The sequence below is a fragment of the Salinicola sp. genome (assembly GCF_982684285.1).
Genome location: NZ_CEXLVS010000159.1, coordinates 2,653 through 9,892 on the forward strand (window position 1 = coordinate 2,653; position 7,240 = coordinate 9,892).

Below are 7,240 nucleotides of genomic sequence, written 5' to 3' on the forward strand. Positions count from 1 at the left end.
ACACTGCCCTACGGTGCAGCCTCCGCTGCGGTGTGGATCGCGATGATGGCCCAGCGTCACTTCCACGAGTTTGGAACCACGCGCGAACAGCTGGCGCAGATCGCGCTGAATGCGCGCAAGAACGCGGGCGTGAACCCGAAGGCGATCTACCGAGACCCGATGTCGATGGCCGACTACCTCGCGGCGCGGATGATCTCGTACCCCTTCTGCCTGTACGACTGCGACGTGCCGGTGGACGGTTGCACCGCGATGATCGTTTCCCACGTCGACGCGGCCGGGGATTGTCGCAAGCCACCGCTCACCGTGGAGTCCGTCGGAACCGCTCTCAAGGGTCGGCCTTCCTGGGACCAGTGGGACGATCTCACGACGATGGCGCTGCGGGACGCCGCCGCGATGCTGTGGGAGCGTACGGATCTGGCGCCCCGGGACGTCGACTGCGCGCAGCTCTACGACGGCTTCAGCTTCATTACGTTGGCTTGGCTCGAAGCCCTGGGCTTCTGCGGCAAGGGCGAAGGAGGCTCCTTCATCGAGGGCGGTGCCCGCATCGCGCGCGACGGCGAGATTCCCCTCAATACCCAAGGCGGTCAGCTCTCCGCCGGCCGCCTGCACGGCTCGGCGATCGCGATCATCATCGGCCTGGCGCTGGCGTATGTCGGTGGCGTGTCCACCGGCGGCAGCAAGGGGCTCTCCGACGTGACGCTGTTTTCCGGCCTCGGCCTGATGGGCGGCGGCATGCTGCGCGACCTGGCCATCATCGCCACCGCCTACGGCGTGCGTTTCCAGGAGATCAAGAAAGCCGGCTTGCGTGGCGTGATCGCGCTGTTCCTCGGCGTACTGGTGTCGTTCGTCGCCGGGGCAGTGGTGGCGATCGGCTTCGGCTACACCGACCCGGTGGACATCACCACCATTGCCGCCGGAGCGGTGACCTACATCGTCGGGCCGGTGACCGGTGCCACCCTGGGCGCGAGTTCGGAAGTGATCGCGCTGTCGATCGCCGCCGGTCTGGTGAAGTCGATTCTCACCATGATCGCGACACCGCTGACCGCCAGATTGATCGGCCTGGACAATCCGCGCTCGGCGATGATCTTCGGCGGCCTGATCGGGACCACCAGTGGCGTGGCGGCGGGCCTGGCCGCCACCGATGCGCGTCTGGTCCCCTACGGTGCGATGACCGCGACGTTCTACACCGGTCTCGGCATCCTGCTGGCGCCGACGGTGCTGTTTCTCGCCGTGCGAGCGATCTTCTGAGACTAGGGCGGCCGGCCGGGAGCCGGTCGCCTCGCTACGGTGACGAGAACGCCTGGTCGAGACGCCGTCCCGATCGAGAGACCGGGACCGGTGCGATGGCGACGCAGCCGCGACCCGCGGACTTGGCTTGATAGAGCGCCAGGTCGACCTCCTCCAGCAGCCCCTTGGAGGTCTGCTGGCGGTGCTCGCCGACACCGGCGGAGAAGCTGACGCGCAGCTCCAGCGGACTCAGGACACGGTGTCGCAATTGCGCCAGCACGCGGTTCACCGTCGCCTGTGCCGAAAAGCGGTCGACACCCGGCAGAATCATCAGAAACTCTTCTCCACCCCAGCGAATCAGCGTGTCGCTCGAGCGCAGCGCGCCCGCCACGAAGTGGCTGAACTCCTTCAGTACCGTATCGCCGACGGCGTGACCGTGGCGATCGTTGATCGCCTTGAAATGATCCAGGTCCAGCATCGCGACGGCGACCTTGTCGCCCAGTCGCTGACCGCGCTCCAGCGCCCGCTCGAGCAGCTCCCAGCCCATGCGACGGTTGTGCAGTCCCGTCAGGTCGTCGCGCGTCGCCAGATACTCGAGGCGACGGTTTTTCTCCTCCAGCCGACGTTCGAGATCACGCCGTTGGGTGATGTCGACCAGAAAGGCGATTCGCTGGGGGTTACCCCGCTCGTCACGACCGATGGTGTCCTCGAGCATCACGGTTCGCGTGGCGCCGTCGTGAAGCCGAACCTCCAGCGAGCGGCGCTGGTTCAAGGCGTTGGGGAAGCTGGCGGCATGACGTTTTTCGGCCGCCTGTCGGCTCTGCGGGGGGAGCAGCTTGCGAAAGTGGGCGTTGAGAAGCTCGCTCTCCGGGTAGCCGAAGAACTCGCAGAAGGCGCGGTTGACCTGACGCAAATACCCGCCCGCGTCGATCATGCAGACGCCCATGGGCAGGTTCTCGAAGACCTGGCGCAGTTGAGGCTGGTGCTGGGCCAGCAGCCCCGGCTCGGCATTGTCGGCGGCTATCTCGCCAATGGCGATCAACACGTGGTGCCCCGGTTCGGTATCGCCAGGCGCCTCCAGCGGGGAAACCTTGAGTTTCACGGCCAGCAGTGGCTGCCGGTGCTGGCGGATGTGGAAGCTGTGCCATCGACGCGAGGCGGTGGGGGCGACGTTCATCAGGGCGGGATGATCGCGGCCGGCGGCCGGATACCGTCCGCCATCGAGCCACTGCCAGGGATCGGCCATGGGGAAGCGCCCGTCCAGGCGCAACTGGCGTTTCGCCGTTTCATTGGCGTCGACCAGTAACGGGACGCCGTCGTCGAGCCGGTAGATCAGTGCCGCGATGTTCAGCGTATCCAGTCCATCCGGGGTAGAGGGGCTTGCCTCCGCCTGTCGTGACAATCGCTTTTTCGATGCAGTCATAAGTCAGGATACCGTAAGTCCGTACGGTGGATGGAGTTACCGAGCGTCCCGCGACGACTAGTACCTTCCCTTGACCAGCGCGAAGCGCGAGTCCGGGCAGACGGGCAGTCTTTCCGTGACCGGTCGGGCAAACCAGTATCCCTGCTGCCTTGCAATACCGTGCCGGTAGAGCCAGCGAGCTTCTTCCATGGTCTCGATCCCTTCGGCCACCAGCCTGATGTCGAGATGCCGTGCCAGGTCGACGATATGACGAATCACTATCTGCTTTCGGGGCGAGGCATCGATGTTGCTGACCAGCTGGCGGTCGATCTTCAGCGTGTCGGGCGAGATGTCGGTGAGCAGGTCGAGATTGGCATACCCGGTGCCGAAATCGTCGAGCGCCGTCTTCATGCCCATGGCACGGTAACTGGCCACGATATTGCGCAGGTGGAGCCGATCCGTGACGCTCTCGCTCTCGACGATCTCGAAACACAGCCGGCTGACCGGCCACCCGACGCGCTTGGCGGCCGCCAGCGTTGCCTGGATACAGGCTTCGGGCTCGTAGACGGCATTGGGTAGGAAATTGATCGACAGCACGCCCTGGGCATTCAGCCGGTGAGCGATTTCGATCGCCTTGACGCGACAGGCCTGGTCGAAGCGATAGCGTGTCCTGTCGTCGACTTTCGCCAGTACGGACGCGGCTGACTCCCCGTTGGGGCCCCGGACCAGGGCCTCGTAGCCGTAGATGTGGCTCTCGTCGATGTCGACGAGCGGCTGGAATGCCATGGTGAAATCGAAATTCAGCGGCGCGTCGCAGCGTCCGCAGGCGTCTTGGTGTCTGGCACAGCCCGGCATCGTTGTCCTCCCTGACGACATGCACTGCCATGATCAGCCTCGCCGGCGACGCACTCCATTGCGGTCCCGACAAGTCATTAAGCGTGGACAAGTTAACTAAGCTTAGAATAGATGACTATGCTCGAATAGCAGTGATTTGGTAGGCAAGTGTGAAACCCGGTGCGATGAACGTCGCTGAACGACGACGGCCGTGCCACGGGAGAACGGGCGCTGCCGCCCGACGATGAATCCCTTGTTCAATTCGCGAGGTCTATGAAACCGTCTCCGGCCACTTTATTCCTCATCGTGCTGATCGCGCTGGGCGTCGCTCTCGATAAAGGGGTCTGGAAAGTCCCGCGGGAATGGAATCCTCTGGCGCCACTGGTGGTCAGCGATCCCGTGACGCCAGTCACGCACTGGAAGCTGAAAGCATTATCCGGCGATCGCGACGCCTGCCTGAATGCACTCGATACTGCCCCCGACATTCGTTACGTCCCCCTGGCGGACTACACGCCAGCCGCTGGCTGCCCGCTGGAGAACGTCGTGCGCGTGGTCCACACCCAGGTCAGCTTCAATGCCAGTTTCGTCGCCAGTTGCCCCCTGGCCCTGGCCTGGACCCTGTACGAGCAGCACGAGTTGCAGCCGCTGTCACAGCGAATCTTCGGCGAGCGGGTCGCCAGGGTCCGGCACTATGGCTCCTTCGCCTGTCGCAACATCTATCACCGGGAGAACGCGAGGCGAAGCGAGCATGCCACGGCGTCGGCGCTGGACGTCGCCGCCTTCGGGCTCGAGGATGGACGCCGTATCAGCGTGCTCGACGATTGGCGGGACGGGGGCGAGCGCGGCCGGTTCCTCGAGGATGCCCAGCAGGGCGCCTGTCACTACTTCGGAACCACTCTGGGCCCGGACTACAACGCCGCCCATGCCAACCATTTCCATCTCGGCATGCGGGGTATCTCGTTCTGCCGTTGATCGCTTCGCTCAGCGCCCTACCTGCTGCGGTCATGACAAAATCCCCGCAGACACCTAAGGTTGTCGATATCTCTCGCGGATGCGCTCGTCATCGAGATCGACGAGGCGTTCGTTGTTATCCGATTCTGTTTTCCGACCGAGAGGAGCAGTCCATGCGTTTGACCATCAAGGGTATCGAGGAAGGCAAGCCGATTCCGGCAACCTTCGCTTTCGCCGTTCCGGATCCGGAGCAGCACATGCGCCTCAGCGACAATCGCAACCCGGAAGTGCGCTGGCTGGATGCGCCTGCGGAGACGCGCAGCTTCGTGATGCTGGTGACCGACCCCGACGTGCCCGGTGTCGCTGACGATGTCAACCAGGAAGGCAAGACGTTGCCGGCGGATCTGCCGCGCGTCGATTTCTACCATTGGGTACTGGTCGACATCCCGGCGGAGGTCAATCTGCTGGAGGAAGGCGAGATGGCCGATGGGGTGGTGCCCAAGGGGAAGTCGCCGGGGCAGACCGCCAAGGGTATCAGCGGCATCAACGGCTATACCGGATTCCTGGCCGGCGACCCTGACATGGCGGGCGTCTATGGTGGCTACGACGGCCCCTGTCCGCCTTGGAACGACGAGATCGTCCATCGCTATACGTTCAGTCTGTTCGCGCTGGACATTCCCACGCTGGGACTGGCAGGGGAGTTCACCGGCGAACAGGTGCGCGAGGCGATGGCGGGTCATGTGCTGGCCGAATCCAGCGTGACCGGGACCTACACCCTCAACCCGGACCTGCTCTGAGCCGCCATGGCGCCGTCAACCGACCCGGCGACGCTGCGTCGCGCGATCCTGGCGCTGGCCGACTCGCGTGGGCCGGCCAAGACTTTCTGCCCCTCCGAGGTCGCGCGTCAATTGGATGACGACTGGCGGCCGCTGATGGCGCCGATCCGCGCCTGTTCGCGCGAGTTGGTCCGCGAGGGGTGTCTCCGCGTGCTCCAGCGAGGGCGGGCGCTGTCGCCGGAAGCGCCCTGGCACGGGGCGATCCGGCTGCAGGCGCCGGCCCATCGCGATGGGTGACGACTCTCGGGGTGTCCGTCGCACCGGCATCGGCATGATGGTGCTGTTCTGGATACTGCTACTGCTGTTGGCGGGCTGGTGGTTTCGTGGGGTGGAGCAGCGGCGCGACCACCCCAATGCGGAACTGGCGACCGCGGCGTTCATGGATCAGACGCCGGTCACGCTGGAGCGCAACGCCCAGGGGCATTTCGTGGCGCCGGGGGAGGTCGATGGCAAGGCAGTGACGTTCCTGATCGATACCGGTGCCACCTACGTCTCGCTCTCGCGCGCTCTCGCCCGCACACTGCAGATCGAGCCCGGGCCGGAGGTGATGTTCACCACGGCCAACGGCCGGGTCAGCGGCAACCTGACCACGCTGGAGAGTGTGAGGCTGGGAGGGCTGATCGCCCGGCAGGTGCCCGGTTCTATCCATGCGGGTATCGGTGACGATGTGGTGCTGCTCGGCATGAGCTTCCTGGGGCGGTTCGATATCCAGATACGCGGCAGTCAGATGATCGTCGGCCCGCCCGATACTTGATTTGAGCCATACTGGGGGAGCCGTGGCGCGGGAGGAAAGACCTCCGTGTTCGAGCGACGGCGGCATCGATGTTCCCACGGGGAACGCTGGCTAGCGAGGGGAGTGCCATCGACATGAGCGCGAGCAAACCGTATCGGCTCGCCGCCTGGGCCCTGGGCGCCGTCATGGCGGTCATGGGCGTGATCCTGATCGTGGGCGGGGGATGGCTGATCGCCCTGGGTGGCAGCGGATATTACCTGCTCGCCGGCCTCGGGCTCCTGGCAAGCGGCTGGTTGCTGATTCGTCGCCATCCGGCGGCGCTGCTGCTGTACGCTTCGCTACTGCTGGCGACGCTGGCCTGGTCGTTATGGGAGGTGGGGTTCGACTGGTGGCAACTGGTGCCGCGGGTCGCGCTGCCCTGCGTGCTCGGGATCCTGCTGCTGTTGCCGTGGTGGAGAAAGCCGGTGGCCTCGCCGCTGGGTAGCGGCGCGCTGTCGGTCGCCGTGGGCCTGTCGGTCGGGGTGGCGGTGGTCGCACAGTTCACCGCGCCGGGCGCCATCGAGGAGCGGCTCGATCCCGAACGCAGGGCGCAGGTGATCAACGAGGCGCAGGTGGCGGGAGAGGACTGGCCTGCCTACGGCGGCACCAATGCCGGCACGCACTATTCAGCTCTCGACCAGATCACGCCGGATAATGTCGGGCAGCTCCAGGAAGCCTGGCGCCTTCGCACCGGTGACATCGCGACGCCCACCTCGCCACCGGAGATCACCAACGAGAACACGCCGCTGAAGGTGGGCGACAGTCTCTTCCTGTGCACTTCCCATAGCCGGGTGATAGCGGTGTCGCCCGTGACCGGGGACGTCCAGTGGACCTTCGATCCCGAGCTCAGCAGGATGGGCGCCGACGACTTCTCCGGCTGGGCGCACATGACCTGCCGCGGTGTGGCCTACTACGATGTGTCCGATTATGCCGATACGGCGGAGAATAGCGCGGCGAACGAGGATGGCGCGGCGACCGGGAATGGCGCTGCCGAGCGCGACGATGGCCCTGTCATGCCTCTGGTGCCGTCGATTGGCCAGACGGACGTGTTGTGCCCGCGCCGACTCTTCCTGCCGACGGCCGATGCCAGGCTGATCGCGCTGGATGCCCAGAGCGGCGAGCGTTGTGCCGGTTTCGGTGTCGATGGCGAGGTCGACCTGACCCGCAACATCGGCGATTTCGCGCCCGGCGGCTACTACGCCACGTCGCCTCCGGTGG

At 65.3% G+C, this 7,240-nt stretch carries 7 protein-coding genes and 1 pseudogene; 6 read left to right on the forward strand and 2 right to left on the reverse strand.

The window, feature by feature from the left end:
- The coding region (gene madM, locus AC3AYF_RS13840; RefSeq protein ID WP_487779878.1) for a malonate transporter subunit MadM at positions 1-1,248 on the forward strand (1,248 nt) is incomplete at its 5' end.
- Between the two features lie 34 nt (positions 1,249-1,282).
- Here the strand turns inward: madM and AC3AYF_RS13845 are convergent.
- Entirely contained in the window at positions 1,283-2,629 is a 1,347-nt protein-coding gene (locus AC3AYF_RS13845) for a GGDEF domain-containing protein (RefSeq protein WP_295039012.1), read from the reverse strand.
- Between the two features lie 78 nt (positions 2,630-2,707).
- Positions 2,708-3,484, reverse strand: coding sequence for an EAL domain-containing protein (locus tag AC3AYF_RS13850; protein ID WP_295039010.1), 777 nt, complete (start codon positions 3,482-3,484; stop codon positions 2,708-2,710).
- 252 nt (positions 3,485-3,736) lie between these two features.
- Here AC3AYF_RS13850 and AC3AYF_RS13855 point away from each other — a divergent pair, with 252 nt between their 5' ends.
- The 5 genes and pseudogenes from AC3AYF_RS13855 to AC3AYF_RS13875 form a co-directional block, all read left to right on the forward strand.
- Positions 3,737-4,435: an extensin-like domain-containing protein gene (locus tag AC3AYF_RS13855; RefSeq protein WP_295039008.1), complete on the forward strand. Its 699-nt coding sequence runs from the start codon at positions 3,737-3,739 to the stop codon at positions 4,433-4,435.
- Positions 4,436-4,587: 152 nt separating this feature from the next.
- Positions 4,588-5,211 carry a YbhB/YbcL family Raf kinase inhibitor-like protein gene (locus AC3AYF_RS13860; protein WP_295039007.1) on the forward strand — a complete coding sequence of 208 codons (624 nt, stop codon included), beginning with the start codon at positions 4,588-4,590 and terminating at the stop codon, positions 5,209-5,211.
- A gap of 6 nt (positions 5,212-5,217) precedes the next feature.
- Positions 5,218-5,487, forward strand: coding sequence for a DUF3253 domain-containing protein (locus AC3AYF_RS13865; RefSeq protein ID WP_295039006.1), 270 nt, complete (start codon positions 5,218-5,220; stop codon positions 5,485-5,487).
- Positions 5,480-6,004 (forward strand): retropepsin-like aspartic protease family protein, encoded by a 525-nt coding sequence (locus AC3AYF_RS13870; protein ID WP_295039004.1) that lies wholly within the window; start codon positions 5,480-5,482, stop codon positions 6,002-6,004. Before AC3AYF_RS13865 ends, AC3AYF_RS13870 begins: the two co-directional genes overlap by 8 nt.
- Before the next feature lie 113 nt (positions 6,005-6,117).
- A pseudogene (locus AC3AYF_RS13875) lies at positions 6,118-7,240 on the forward strand (membrane-bound PQQ-dependent dehydrogenase, glucose/quinate/shikimate family); the annotation flags it as partial.